The following is a 12,597-nucleotide window of genomic DNA, read 5'->3' on the forward strand; positions in this document are numbered from 1 at the left end:
CAACAGAGAAGACAAAAAGTCATTCCTATTCCTATAACGGAGACAATCATGATCATTTACGGAACCGCACTGTTGGCCCTGTGCCATTTGCTCGGCATCTTCCTGGGCGACCTGCTCGGGCAGTTGATGGGCGTCAAAACGAATGTGGGCGGCGTGGGCATCGCCATGCTGCTCTTGATCTGCGCCCGGCTCTACATGCAGCGCCGCGCATGGCTGCCGCAGATGACGGAACGGGGCGTCGAATACTGGGGCGCCATGTATATTCCCGTGGTGGTGGCCATGGCGGCGCAGCAGGATGTGGTCGCCGCGCTACGCGGCGGTCCGGTGGCCGTGCTGGCCGCCATCGGCTCCGTACTCGTTTGCGGCGCCGTGATTTCTCTGATTAACAGGATGGAAAGCCCGGCCGCCGTCGCCGCCGCAGAAGCCGAGTCGATTCTGATCAAGGAGCACCGTCATGCTTGACATCTTTGAAAAAGCCGCCATCCACAATGGCCTGGTGACGGCATTCGCCTTTGTCGGCCTGATCATGCTGCTGTCGGTAGCGCTGTCGAAGTATCTGACCCTGGGCCGCGTGCATGGTTCGGCGATTGCCATCGTGATCGGCCTGGGCCTCGCTTACTGGGGCGGCGTGCATAGCGGCGGCCACAAGGGCCTGGCCGATTTGTCGCTGTTCGGCGGCATCGGCCTGATGGGCGGCGCCATGCTGCGCGACTTCGCCATCGTCGCCACCGCCTTCGAGGTGCAGGCGACCGAGGCGCGCAAGGCTGGCCTGATCGGCGTCGTGGCGCTGATGCTGGGCGTGGTGCTGCCCTTCGTCGTGGGCGCGGGCGTGGCTTACGCGTTTGGCTATTCGGATGCCGTCAGCATGACCACCATCGGCGCCGGCGCCGTCACGTATATCGTCGGCCCCGTCACAGGGGCGGCCATCGGCGCCAGCTCGGACGTCATGGCCCTGAGTATCGCGGCCGGCGTGATCAAGGCCATCCTGGTGATGGTGGGCACGCCCGCCGCGGCGCGCTTCCTGCGCCTGAAAACGCCGCGCTCGGCGATGGTCTTTGGCGGCCTGGCCGGCACGGTTAGCGGCGTATCGGCCGGCCTGGCCGCCACCGACCGCAAACTGGTGCCGTATGGCGCGCTGGTGGCCACGTTTCACACGGGCCTGGGCTGCCTGCTGGGACCATCGTTGCTGTTCTTTGCCGTCAAGGCGGTGGTGGCCTGATGGAAGCCTGGCGCGCGCATGATTTGCTGTGGGCCTCCGGCCTGCCGGACGACGCATGCTTGCCCGCCTGGCTGGACGCGGCCTGGCTGCAGGCGGCGCCGCTGGTGGTGCGGCGCGCCAGCTGTGCGGCCGGACGCATTCCCGTGGGCTTGCGTGGCCTGCTGCGCAGCGAGCGGCATGCGTGCGAAGTGGATGCCGCCGCCGTCGTGCGCCGGATGACGCCGGAAATGTTGGCGCGGCTGGCGAGCGCGCCGCTGCCTGGGCCTTCCTGCGCTGCGCTGGACGCGCTGCGGCAGGTGGCGCCGCTGCTCGACGCCACGGGCTGGGCCTGGGGGCCGACGGGCGGCGTGGGGTTCGCGCTGGCCAGCGGCTTGCCCGTGCTGCGCGCCGACAGCGACCTCGATCTGCTGCTGCGCATCGCCGCGCCGCCGGACGCCGCGCAGGCCGACGCCCTGCGCGCCATCGCAGCGAGTGTCACGGCGTGCCGGCTGGACTTGCAGATCGACACGGGCCATGGCGGTTTTGCGTATGCCGAATGGGCGGCGGGGCGGGGCAGGGTATTGCTGAAGACGGATCACGGACCCGTGCTGACGGCGACGCCTTGGGAGCTTGCGTGAGCGTGTTATTCACCTTTCCCGGCCAGGGCGCCCAGACTCCGGGCATGCTGCATGCGCTGCCGGATGATGCGGCGGTGCGGGAGGCCCTGGCCGAAGCGGCGGCCGTGCTGGGCCGCGATCCGCTGGCACTGGACACGGCCGCCGCACTGGCCTCGACTGGGGCCGTGCAACTGTGTTTGCTGATCGCCGGCGTGGCGATGGCGCGCTCGCTGGCCGCGCGCGGCGCGCTACCGGACATGGTGGCCGGCTTTTCCATCGGCGAGTATGCGGCGGCGGTGGTGGCTGGCGCGCTCGATTATACGGATGCCCTGCGTCTGGTGGCGCGGCGCGGACAGCTGATGGAACAGGCGTATCCGGACGGCTACGGCATGGCGGCCGTCATCGGGCTTGATCTGGCGCAACTCGAATCGCTGCTCGCGCAAGTGCACTGCGCCGCCACGCCCGTGTATATCGCCAACCTGAATGCGCGGCGCCAGATCGCCATTGCCGGCAGCGAGCCCGCCCTGCAAGCCGTGATGGCGCTGGCCCTGGAGCACGGCGCCAGCAAGGCCAAGCGCCTGGCCATCAGCGTGCCGTCGCATTGCCCGCTGCTGGATGCCGCCGCACTGGACTTGCGCGCCGCCTTCGACGGCGTGACCGTGCGCCGACCCTCGCTCGTCTACCTGAGCAGCAGCGCGGCGCGCGCGCTGTTCGACCCGTCCCGCATCCGCGACAGCCTGGCCGCCAACATGGCGCAGCGCGTGCAATGGACCGCTACCTCGCGCCTGGCGTGGGAGCGGGGCGCCCGGCTGGCGCTGGAAATGCCGCCCGGCAGCGTGCTGACGCGGCTGACGGCGCCTGACTTCACGGATGGCGTGGCCGTCTGCTGCGACGGCAACCGGGGCGACAGCCTGCTGGCGCTGGTGGAGCGGGAGCGGGAGCGGGGTGGCAACTGACCGCCATGGCACGTTGCCACCGCGCATTACAGCTTGGCGCTCAATCCAAGCTGGAAGCCACGGCCTGGCAACGGCGCGATGTACTTCAGTGGGGAATTGTGCGGCCGGGCATCGTCATCGAGCAGGTTGGTTCCGCTGATGAACACTTCGATCCCTGCAAACGGCGAATTGGGCACCTGCAGTGCGCGGCTCACCTGGAAGTTCACCATGGTGTAGCCGTCGAGCGGCACTTCCTCGCTGACGCTTTTGCCCAGATACTTCTGCTTGTCGTACCAGGTGCTGGAAAGCCTGGCCTTCCACCCCTTGTTTTCCCACAGCAGATTCGCGCCGTAGCGGTTGGTGGGCATATTGGGCAGATATTCGCCGTCGTTGTGCGCGCGCAGCTTGTCCGGATTGTCCGCCTTGTTCTTGACCAGGTCGGCAAATGCGGAGAGGTTAAGCTTGCCATAGCTGCCCAGCTGAATGACCTGGGAGGCGTCGACCTCGAACCCCTTGACAGTCGTATCGGTCTGCTTCCAATATTTCAAGGGCAGGCGATTTGCCATCGCGGCTCCCGAGTGGCCAAGGTAGAGATAGTTCTCGTACTGCATGACGTAGCCCGTTGCCGACAGCTTGAAGCCGCCATTTCCGAACGAGCCGGTAAGTTCGGTATTCCTTGCGCGTTCGGCCTTGAGGTTCTGGTTTCCTTCTTCCTGGGCCAGGATCGAATAGTGCCGATTGCTCGCATACAATTCATTGACGTCGGGCGCTCTTTCCGACGATGAATAGCGCACTTTCGCGCCGAAAAGCTTGCCAAGTCTGGCCGAGGCGCCCAGGCTATAGCTGTTCAGGCTGAACGCCTTGTCTTCGAGTTTTGAATTGCTCGCATTTCTCGACGTCTTGAATCCGCTCTTGCGGATCTCGTGCTCCACTTTTTCATGGCGAAAGCCGGCTTCGAAGGCGGCCCAGTCGAAGTCGAGGCTCTCCTTTACGAACAGCGCGCGGCTAGCCGTGCTCGCATCGGGAAGGTAAAGTTGCGACCCGGTACCGGCGATATCCCTGGCTTTATGGCTCAAACCAAGCAAGCCGCTCAATGGCCCCGCGCGCCGATGCGCGAGCAGGATCTCGGCTTGATTGGTGTCAAACCGGTAGTCATTCGCCCTGGTGGAGCCAAGACGTTCTCCCGACGCATTGTTCAAGCGCGAAACGCGCAATTGCACGCTTTCAACGTAGGCAACAGGGGCGAGCAGATTGGCTTCCAGCGCATATTTATCCTGCTTGATCACCACGCCGACGGGCAGCCCCTCGTCGTAATTCGAGCCGAACGACTTGTTTTCCATGGAAAAGCCCGGGACGCCATACTCGCTTTCCTTGGAATCGAGACTGACGGCCACGTAGCCACGATCAAAAAAGTAGGTCGTGCCGACGGCAAAGTGGGAATTGCTGGCATGGCTATTGCCCAAGGTTCCGTGGTAATCGGGGGTAACGTCCTTGTTGATCTTCTTCTGTACCGTCGTTGGCGTGCCCGGGACGTAAGCGGGGTTGGCCGGATTGACGTAGGTCTTGCGCTGCCAGACGGAAGTCGGGGCATTGGTATAGAAGGAAAAATCGCCATCCGCCCAGTCCGGATTTTCTGTCATGAACTGGTCGATAAAGGGCTGCGAGGACTTGTTATAGATTTGCTGGATCCTTGCTTCCTTCTGGCAACTGTCGGCCAAAAAGGTATTCACGCCGCCCTTCAAGGGGAACAGCTGGCTGTTGCAAGCGCCTGCCTTGCTGTTGCCCGGAATATCGTAATGCCCGATTTTCTGGAAGGACATCTGCAGATTGGTCGAGAAGTGCTTCTGATCGTTGAAGTTCATGCGCAGGCCCTGGGCGTCGGCATCGTTGAAGCCCTTGCGCAGGACAAATTCCAGATCCTTCTCCTTGTTTTCCATCTTTCTGGAAATGATGCCGGAATCGACGTCGACGCTGCCGCCTATCGCATTGCCGCCGAAACGCACGGTATCGGACGATTTGTTCACGGTCACGCTGCGCGCAAAGAGCGGATCGAAGGGGATGTTGATTTCGCCACTGAGCGCATTCATGCCGAGTATGGACTGGCCGTCTTCCAGGATTTGTACCCGGCTGCCGCTCAGGCTGCGTATCACCGGTGCGCCGGCATTCGGCCCAAAGGCGCTGCTTTGCACGCCCGAGACATGCTCGAGCATGCCGCCGAGTGTCCTGTTCTGGGCTTGCGTATTCTCGACCAGTACGACGCTGTCGATGGTCGCAGGTTTGTCTGCCCGGACTTTGATGGTTTGCAGGGTAACGTCGTCTGCCGCGTAAGTGAGCGGGGCAGTGGACAGCATGGCGGCTGCGAATACGTGATGGCGCATAGGACTCTCTAAAAAGGCGGAATGGGGTGCTGGCGCTGGACGCAGGCGCAGCGCGAATGTTTAAATGCAATCGAGTTGCAATAGTAGCTTGCGCGTAATTCTATTGCAAGTAAACTGCATTTGATGGCGTTGGCCGGGCCGCGTACGGAAAGCGCGCAGCGCAGACAGCCGGCATGTGCCGGCTATTGGGTAGCAAAGTGTGGAGGTGCGATGACCGCTATTCCTTGCGCGTTGCGCATGCTCGGGCCGGTGGCAAGGTGTGCGGCGCAGACTGACTGAATCCGCCTGCGCCGTTATGGAATCGCTGCTTCAGCTGAAGTTCAATGGCTCTTCGCCTGCAGACGGCGCGCGCGCCGTTTGCGCTCCCAGATGACGATGCCCGTCACGGACAGCATGGCCACCATGATGCCCATGAAGGACATCAAAATGCGTCCCGGCAAGCCGAGGATGCGGCCCGAGTGCAGGGGGAATTGCAGTTGCACGAAGACGTCGGCCGCGGTACCTTCCCACGGCTTGTGCTGGCCGATGATGCTGCCGTCCATGCCATCGACGTACAGGTTCGACAGGCCCATGCCGGCCGCGCCGAATTCGTCGGCCGGGTCGAAGAACGAGACGTTGTAGAAGGAATAATTGCCGCCATAATAAATGCCGCCGATGGGCGCCGTGATGCCGCGCTGCAAGGCTTGCTTCTTGGCAATATTTACGGCCTGCTCGAAGCCGATCACGGGCGTGATGTAGCTGCCGTACGGTGCCGGCGTCTGCGTTTCGTAGGGTCCCGGCGTGGTGGTCGATACCAGCGACATGACGGGATAAAACACTTCGCGGTACAGGTTCAGCGAGAACGACGTAAACGCCACGACAAGGATGATGGCCCACACCCACAGGCCGCCCGCGCGGTGCAGATCGAAATTGAGCTTGTAGCCGCCGGCCGCCCAGCGCACCACCCACGACGGTTTCCAGCGCTGCCACCAGTTGGCGGCGTCGCGGTGGCGCGGCGCGTCGGCCCGTTCACGCAAACGGCGCGGCGTGGTCAGGTAAAACGCCACCATGCTGTCGAGCAGCCAGATCAGGGCAACCGTCCCCATCAGCCAGTAGCCCCAGCGGTCCGTGCCCCAGAAAGCGGGTACGTGCAGGCTGTAGTGCAGATGGCGCAAGAACGGCATCAGGCTGCGGCGCGACAGGGAAATGGCCGTCGAATCGCGCGTGCCCGTGATCTGCACCGTGACGGGGTCGATGTAGACGGTGTTGTAGTCGAGCACGAACGGCGTGTTCGTGCTCGGGTCGGTCAATGGGCGCACCATGAAGGCGGCGGCATGGCCTTCTTCCAGGCCCAGGGTCATGTAATTGACTTCCACGCGCGGGTCGGCGGCAGCGACCTTGTGCGCCAGCGCAAACGGCGCCTGCAGGGGGCCGCGGCCCGGCGTGTCCATGATGTCGGCATTGAGCCATTCGTCCAGCTCATGGTCCCACGAGGTGATGGCGCCCGTGAGGCCCGCAACGATCAGAAAGAGGGCGATGGTCAGGCCAGCCCAGCGGTGTATGACAGTCCAGAAAGCGCGCATGCGGTACAAACCTTCAACATGAAACCGGCTTGTTGCCGCCAGCGGGCGCCACCGGGGCGCACAGGGAAATCCAGGCACACGCCTGGTAGTCTGATAATGGGAATCGTTCTCATTATCCGCCGTGGCATGCCATTTGTCCAGTGTCAATGGTGTTGCCCAGGGTCAAATCGCACATGCTAAGATGCTAGCAAGAAGTTAATTTACATTCCACATAGAAATATTCAAGGCATGCGCATAGAAGATCGGAACAATATCCGCGTGAACGAATGCAGCGCTGCGCCACAGGCGGGCGCGGCAACCACCATGGTGTTCATGCACGGTTTCGGCTGCGACCAGACCATGTGGCGTTACCTGGAGCCATTGTTTCGTCCGTATTACCGTACCGTGCTGTTCGACCTGGTCGGCAGCGGCGCTTCGGACTTGGGCGCCTATGATTTCGATAGCTACGCGCGGCTCGACGCCCATGGCGCCGATTTGCGCCAGGTTATCTATGCCGTCGGCGGCGGCCCCGTGATTTGCGTCAGCCATTCCGTCAGCGCCATGAGCGCCTTGCTGGCTACCATTGCCGAGCCGGAGCTGTTCGCCGCGCAAGTCATGCTGGCGCCGTCGCCCTGTTATATCGATGACGCGGCGGCCGGCTACCGGGGCGGCTTCAGCCGTGCCGATATCGACGACTTGCTCGATGCCATGGATAGCAACTACCTGGGCTGGTCCGCCAGCATGGCGCCGGCCATCATGGGCGCGTCCGGGCAGCCGGCGCTGGGGCAAGACCTGGTGCACGGCTTTTGCCGCACGGATCCCGTCATTGCCCGGCATTTCGCGCAAGCCACGTTCTTGTCCGATCACCGCGCCATCTTGCCGCGCAACAGCACGCCGGCCCTGATCGTGCAATGCAGCGATGACTTCATCGCGCCGCCGTCCGTAGGGCAGTACATGCGCGAAATGTTGCCGCAAAGCAGCCTGCGCGTGGTCGAGAATGTGGGCCATTGCCCGCACATGAGCGTGCCCGATGCCAGTTACCGCGCCATCCGCCACTTTCTCGACGGCTTGCACCTGTAATGCGTGACACGATGCCTTCCTTGCCTGACGCCCATACCTTGTTCCAGCATGCCGCTTGCGGTTTGCTGCTGTGTACGGCCGATGGTACCATTGTGCAGGCGAACGCCACCTTTTGCGGCTGGCTCGGTTATGGCGCCGGGGAATTGCTCGGGAAAAAGAAACTGCAAGACTTGCTGACCATCGGCGGGCGCGTGTTTCACCAGACGCATTGGCTGCCCCTGATGCAAGTGCAGGGCAGCGTGTCGGAAATTCTGCTCGACATGCGCCAGCGCCAGGGGCAAGCCATTCCCATGCTGTTCAACGCCGTGCGGCGCGTGCACGAGGGCGTGCGTTATGACGAGGTCGCCGTGTTTGTCGCCAGCGACCGGCGCAAATACGAGCAGCAGCTGCAGCTGGCGCGCAAGGAGGCCGGCGAGCTCAACGAGCAGTTGGCGGCGGCCGACCGGCGCAAGGACGAATTCCTGGCAACCCTGGCGCACGAGCTGCGCAACCCGCTGGCGCCGATCCGCAATGTGCTGGAAGTGTTGCGCCTGGCCCAGCTGGACGACCCGCAATTACGCTGGGTCCGCGACGTGCTGGGCCGGCAAGTGGGGCACATGACGCATCTGGTCGACGATTTGATGGAAGTGTCGCGCATCACGCGGGGGCGTTTGGAACTGCGCCGCGCCAGCGTGGAGCTGGCGCCCGTGGTGGAGGCGGCCCTGCACAGCGTGGCCGAGCTGGCGGCGCAATCGGGCCATAGCGTGCACGTGGAGCAATGGCCGCAGCCGATCTGGCTCGACGCCGACGCCACGCGCCTGGGGCAGATGATCGCCAACCTGCTGACCAACGCCATCAAGTACACGCCCGCCAACGGCGCCATCGGGCTGGACGTGGTCTGCACGCAAGAGGAGGTGCTGATCAGCGTGCGCGACTCGGGCATCGGCATCGCGCCCGAGCACCTGGACAAGGTGTTCGACCTGTTTTCGCAGCTGGAGCCGGCCCTGTCGCGGGCCCAGGGCGGCCTGGGCATCGGCCTGTCGCTGGTGCGGGGCCTGGCCGACTTGCATGGCGGCAGCATCAGCGCACACAGCGCTGGCGTGGGGCAGGGCAGCGCCTTCGAACTGCGTTTGCCGCTGCCCGCCATGCCGCTGGAAGCGCCGCCCGAGGCCAACCGCCGCCTGCTGGCAGGCACGCGCGAGGGTAGCGTGCTGGTGATCGACGACAGCGCCGATGCGGCCGAAAGCCTGGCGCTGGCGCTCGACATCCTCGGCTATGATGTGCGCACGGCTTACGACGGCGCGGCCGGCGTGGCGGCAGCGCAAAACTTCATGCCGCAAGTCATCCTGCTCGACATCGGCTTGCCGCACATGAACGGCTACGACGTGGCAAGACTGTTGCGCAGCCAGCCCTGCGGGCGGCACGCTATCCTCGTGGCTGTCACGGGCTGGGGCCAGGACAAGGACCGCCAGATGGCGTCCGATGCAGGCTTTGATTTGCACCTGACCAAGCCCGTGGATTTTTATGAGCTCGATGCGGTGCTGCAAACGATGCTGCAAACCACCTGAGTTGCCGTAGGGCCGTCCGGCCCGCATGCGGCACCCATTGCCTGCGCCTGTTTTCTTTCTCCCCCATCATCTATTTCCGTTGGTATACCACTATGGTTTGCGGTAAATCAAACACGGAATACCAATATTCAAGATAAAAGAAATTTAATTTAAAAAATATATGTTATTAATGGATAGATTTTAAATATTATTAAAAATAATTTGACTTGAAAAAATAAATAAAATATCCTCTCTTCGTGGCTGCGGTAATGAGGATCAAAAAGTCTTATTGATAATTGGATGTATAATATTATCGATAGATTTGGTGATTTATTGATATATTCTGCGTATTTTTAATTGATACATTTCGCGTATTTTTATGCGCCAGTGATGGAGTCCGATTGCGCGAAAGCGCTGCCGGTATTTTGACTGGGTCTTCATTATTTCATCGCACAAAGGATAGTTGTAATGTTTAATTCCATTCCAAAGAGGGGTAAAACCATGGCAACAATTAATGTACTGGTAGCGGTCAATGTCGGTCAGGCAGTGGCACAACAAAATCTGAGCAAATATGTCTTCATGGTCGACACGACCGGCTACTCGGGCAGCGGCGGCGAAGGCGGCAATGAACTGGTGACAACGTGCGAGAATGGCGACACCATCGTCTGGAACGTCACCTCGCTGGACCCGGCCGAGCAAGTTTCCATTCACAACTTCGCCGGCACTGCCATCACCAGCGGCATGATCAATCCGGCGCCATACCCGCAATACGACAACACCGTATGGGGTGGCCGCGTGAATGCCAAAGGCAGCCATGTGCAATATACGATGACCTTGTTGCTGGCGAAAAACACGCTGCTGACTTTCGATCCGTTCATCGTGGCGTCGAATCCGCAATAAGCGACGTGATGGCCATGTTCGGCATGCTGCGCGCATGGCTTTCTTTGCCTTGGTGTTTCTTTAAGAGAATATTTTCCTGATGCGCCAGAAATTTTTCGTTTCCAGTGGATTCATTTTTCCTGTTCTGATTAAATTCCCCACTGCCCGGCAGTATCATCATTGGTTTCCCATTTTTTTCATGCCGAAGCATGCTCCAGTCTTCTCAAGCGTTATCCCCAGCGCGGGATTTTCGCTGCCCATCGTATAATACGGCCGCAGCAACCATCCTTCCAGGTGCCGGGCACCGTTCACCGTTCACCGTTCACCGTTCACCGTTTATAGCAGCGAACCGGGCGCGTATCCGGGACGTCGTTGAAGCATTGCGTTCAGTTACGTCCATGACGCGTACGGGAAAAATCACAATGGAACAATTGACAGAACTTGAGCTGGAATGCTTCCAGCTGCGCCATGGCGATGGCCGTGCAGACCGCTGCGTGGACTGGGCCGTGGAACGCTTGCGCCTGGATCAGGAAGGCGACGACCTCGATATCGTGCTTCTGGCCAGCGCCCGGGGCATAGTCGAGGTGCTGCCGCTGGCCGAAGCCATCATCGAACGCTACCGTGGCACGCAGCGGCTCTGTGACCAATTTCTCGCCGGAAAATACATCGTCGAATTGCGCACCGCTTATCTGGCAGGCCGTGAAAGCGTGTCGTCGCTCGATGCCAAGTTGAGCCGGCTGTATCCGGCCCTCGGCTACCCCGACTGGCTGGTCATGCTGAGCCGCAATTGCGAGTATGCGACGGATGTGCCCGATTTCGAGCAGCCGTTCGAGGATGAATTCAACTATATCGCCAGCCTTTGGGCGCAGGCGGAGAGTCTGGCTGCGTTCGAACGTGAATACAGCCGCGAGACGTCGAACCGGCAATGATGTCATGCCGGGCTAGGGAATGGCCATGCCGGCCTTGCCAACAATCCTCAAGAGAAGAATCCATACAACTGATGAAAATTGTCCACGTATCCGATGCTGCCGGCGCAAAGAATAATGAAGATCTGGTAACGGTTTATCTGCACAATGCGGGAATCGTGGATATCCTGATTTTTGATGGTGCAAGTTCGGTGTCCGAAAAGAATTATTTCGATACGGTAGCGGGCGATGCCGCCTGGTTCGTGTCGACTTTTTCCGCCTTGCTGAAAGAGGTGGTCGCGCCCGGATTGAGCCAGCATGACAGCATCAAGCTGGCATTGGCGCGTTTCCAGCGCGATGTGCAGGCGCGTCTTGATCTGACGCACATTCCTGCGTATGCCTATCCCATTGCCGCCGTGATGTGGGCACGTATTATCGAAGGTGACGCTGGCGCCGCTGTACAGATATATGCTCTCGGCGATTGCAAGGTGTTTGTCTCGAACGCAGCCGGGGACGTGCGCGATATCGATCCCTATGAGAATGCGCAGGAAGACATTCTGAAGGCGGCCATTGCGCAGTTAAAAGCGCAAGGTATTGAGGACACGGCGGAAGTATTCGCGGCCTTGCTGCCGATGTTGCGGGACAGGCGCGCATTTCAGAACTTGCACGAGGCGCCGGGCATACTGTGCATGTATCCGCAAGGGGAATTCAAGGCCAGGCAATATGCGTTTGACATGGACCGGCAATCGCAACTGCTGGCAATGACGGATGGCTTTTACCGGCTGGTCGATGCCTATGGCCTGTATTCCATGGAAGGACTAGTGCGCCGCTGCGGTGAAACAGAGCTGGACACGCTGCTGCAGGAATTGCGCCAGTTTGAGCAGGATAACCTGGCGTCTGGAGCACAGTCCGTCAAGAAGTCCGACGATGCCTCTGCCGTGCGTTATGCTCGGCGTGCGCTCCGGGGCGAGAGCATTGATGTTGCATGAGTCTGTCCCCGCATCCTCCTGACTGATCTCAACGTACAGCAAGGCATGGGCGCGGATTTCTTTTTGCTGTGCGCGAATGGCGCGCACCGTTTCGCGCCGGCCGTGGTGCCGCGGATCGGCTTGCCTTTTATCAGCATCGTCGAGGAAACGGCGAGACGGGTGCAGCAGTCGGGGGTGCGCAAGGTCGGTTTGCTGGGCGTCAAGCAAACGATGGCGGACAGCTTTTATCACCGGGCACTGGAACAGTGCGGCATCGCGACGGTGACGCCCGACGCGGCCGATCAGGAAATCCTCCACGAGATTATCTACACGGAACTGGTGCAAAATATCTTTACCGACGCCAGCCGCAAGATCTTCCTGGGCATCATCGAGAAACTGCGGCTGCAAGGCGTGCAGGGCGTGATTCTGGGTTGTACGGAGATACCGCTGCTGATCCGGCAGGGCGATGTCGACTTGCCGCTATTTAATACCACAGCGATTCATTGCGAGGCGGCGGTGGCGTTTGCCATCGAAGACTAGCTGCTCGCACATGCGCGGCCGCCTGAGCCG

13 protein-coding genes are annotated in these 12,597 nt (G+C 61.1%); 10 read left to right on the plus strand and 3 right to left on the minus strand.

Going from position 1 to position 12,597, the window contains the following annotated elements:
* The first annotated feature begins 48 nt into the window (after positions 1-48).
* The 4 genes from madL to mdcH are packed head-to-tail and all read left to right on the plus strand — an operon-like array spanning position 49 to position 2,771.
* A complete protein-coding gene (madL, locus tag ACQ4W0_RS18080) occupies positions 49-462 on the plus strand; it encodes a malonate transporter subunit MadL (protein ID WP_436577991.1) in 414 nt (137 codons plus the stop codon).
* Positions 455-1,219, plus strand: coding sequence for a malonate transporter subunit MadM (madM, locus tag ACQ4W0_RS18085; protein ID WP_436577992.1), 765 nt, complete (start codon positions 455-457; stop codon positions 1,217-1,219). Before madL ends, madM begins: the two co-directional genes overlap by 8 nt.
* Positions 1,219-1,836 (plus strand): malonate decarboxylase holo-ACP synthase, encoded by a 618-nt coding sequence (locus ACQ4W0_RS18090; protein ID WP_436577993.1) that lies wholly within the window; start codon positions 1,219-1,221, stop codon positions 1,834-1,836. The genes madM and ACQ4W0_RS18090 overlap by 1 nt, the downstream gene beginning before the upstream one ends.
* Entirely contained in the window at positions 1,833-2,771 is a 939-nt protein-coding gene (gene mdcH / locus ACQ4W0_RS18095; protein WP_436577994.1) for a malonate decarboxylase subunit epsilon, read from the plus strand. Before ACQ4W0_RS18090 ends, mdcH begins: the two co-directional genes overlap by 4 nt.
* Positions 2,772-2,797: 26 nt before the next feature.
* Here mdcH and ACQ4W0_RS18100 read toward each other — a convergent pair whose 3' ends face one another.
* Both ACQ4W0_RS18100 and ACQ4W0_RS18105 read right to left on the minus strand, forming a co-directional pair.
* Entirely contained in the window at positions 2,798-5,128 is a 2,331-nt protein-coding gene (locus tag ACQ4W0_RS18100; protein ID WP_436577995.1) for a TonB-dependent receptor, read from the minus strand.
* A gap of 320 nt (positions 5,129-5,448) precedes the next feature.
* A complete protein-coding gene (locus ACQ4W0_RS18105) occupies positions 5,449-6,690 on the minus strand; it encodes a PepSY-associated TM helix domain-containing protein (protein WP_436577996.1) in 1,242 nt (413 codons plus the stop codon).
* A gap of 228 nt (positions 6,691-6,918) precedes the next feature.
* Here ACQ4W0_RS18105 and ACQ4W0_RS18110 point away from each other — a divergent pair, with 228 nt between their 5' ends.
* From ACQ4W0_RS18110 to ACQ4W0_RS18120, 3 genes are all read left to right on the plus strand, one after another.
* Positions 6,919-7,749, plus strand: a complete 831-nt coding sequence (locus ACQ4W0_RS18110; protein WP_436577997.1) for an alpha/beta fold hydrolase — start codon at positions 6,919-6,921, stop codon at positions 7,747-7,749.
* 11 nt (positions 7,750-7,760) lie between these two features.
* Positions 7,761-9,296, plus strand: coding sequence for a hybrid sensor histidine kinase/response regulator (locus ACQ4W0_RS18115; RefSeq protein ID WP_436577998.1), 1,536 nt, complete (start codon positions 7,761-7,763; stop codon positions 9,294-9,296).
* Positions 9,297-9,776: 480 nt separating this feature from the next.
* On the plus strand, positions 9,777-10,175 hold the full coding sequence (locus tag ACQ4W0_RS18120; protein ID WP_436577999.1) for a DUF8788 domain-containing protein: 399 nt from the start codon (positions 9,777-9,779) through the stop codon (positions 10,173-10,175).
* Here ACQ4W0_RS18120 and ACQ4W0_RS18125 read toward each other — a convergent pair.
* A complete protein-coding gene (locus ACQ4W0_RS18125; RefSeq protein ID WP_436578000.1) occupies positions 10,150-10,335 on the minus strand; it encodes a hypothetical protein in 186 nt (61 codons plus the stop codon). The two genes, ACQ4W0_RS18120 and ACQ4W0_RS18125, sit on opposite strands and share 26 nt — an antisense overlap.
* A 241-nt stretch (positions 10,336-10,576) precedes the next feature.
* Between ACQ4W0_RS18125 and ACQ4W0_RS18130 the strand changes: the two genes are divergently transcribed.
* The 3 genes from ACQ4W0_RS18130 to ACQ4W0_RS18140 all read left to right on the plus strand — a co-directional run bounded on the left by ACQ4W0_RS18130 (position 10,577) and on the right by ACQ4W0_RS18140 (position 12,567).
* A complete protein-coding gene (locus ACQ4W0_RS18130; RefSeq protein ID WP_436578001.1) occupies positions 10,577-11,083 on the plus strand; it encodes a hypothetical protein in 507 nt (168 codons plus the stop codon).
* Between the two features lie 71 nt (positions 11,084-11,154).
* Positions 11,155-12,048, plus strand: coding sequence for a hypothetical protein (locus ACQ4W0_RS18135; RefSeq protein ID WP_436578002.1), 894 nt, complete (start codon positions 11,155-11,157; stop codon positions 12,046-12,048).
* An 18-nt stretch (positions 12,049-12,066) separates the two neighbouring features.
* On the plus strand, positions 12,067-12,567 hold the full coding sequence (locus tag ACQ4W0_RS18140; RefSeq protein WP_436578056.1) for an aspartate/glutamate racemase family protein: 501 nt from the start codon (positions 12,067-12,069) through the stop codon (positions 12,565-12,567).
* Positions 12,568-12,597 lie beyond the last annotated feature (30 nt).

It is taken from the genome of Janthinobacterium breve (assembly GCF_051380895.1).
GTDB lineage: Bacteria > Pseudomonadota > Gammaproteobacteria > Burkholderiales > Burkholderiaceae_D > Janthinobacterium.

Bases quoted from the DNA above. Each gene is read 5' to 3' on its own strand.
- ACQ4W0_RS18135 (WP_436578002.1), top strand. From the start codon at position 11,155: ATGAAAATTGTCCACGTATCCGATGCTGCCGGCGCAAAGAATAATGAA.
- ACQ4W0_RS18120 (WP_436577999.1), top strand. From the start codon at position 9,777: ATGGCAACAATTAATGTACTGGTAGCGGTCAATGTCGGTCAGGCAGTG.
- ACQ4W0_RS18100 (WP_436577995.1), bottom strand. From the start codon at position 5,128: ATGCGCCATCACGTATTCGCAGCCGCCATGCTGTCCACTGCCCCGCTC.
- ACQ4W0_RS18105 (WP_436577996.1), bottom strand. From the start codon at position 6,690: ATGCGCGCTTTCTGGACTGTCATACACCGCTGGGCTGGCCTGACCATC.
- ACQ4W0_RS18110 (WP_436577997.1), top strand. From the start codon at position 6,919: ATGCGCATAGAAGATCGGAACAATATCCGCGTGAACGAATGCAGCGCT.
- ACQ4W0_RS18090 (WP_436577993.1), top strand. From the start codon at position 1,219: ATGGAAGCCTGGCGCGCGCATGATTTGCTGTGGGCCTCCGGCCTGCCG.
- madL (WP_436577991.1), top strand. From the start codon at position 49: ATGATCATTTACGGAACCGCACTGTTGGCCCTGTGCCATTTGCTCGGC.
- ACQ4W0_RS18115 (WP_436577998.1), top strand. From the start codon at position 7,761: ATGCCTTCCTTGCCTGACGCCCATACCTTGTTCCAGCATGCCGCTTGC.
- madM (WP_436577992.1), top strand. From the start codon at position 455: ATGCTTGACATCTTTGAAAAAGCCGCCATCCACAATGGCCTGGTGACG.
- ACQ4W0_RS18125 (WP_436578000.1), bottom strand. From the start codon at position 10,335: ATGATGATACTGCCGGGCAGTGGGGAATTTAATCAGAACAGGAAAAAT.
- ACQ4W0_RS18130 (WP_436578001.1), top strand. From the start codon at position 10,577: ATGGAACAATTGACAGAACTTGAGCTGGAATGCTTCCAGCTGCGCCAT.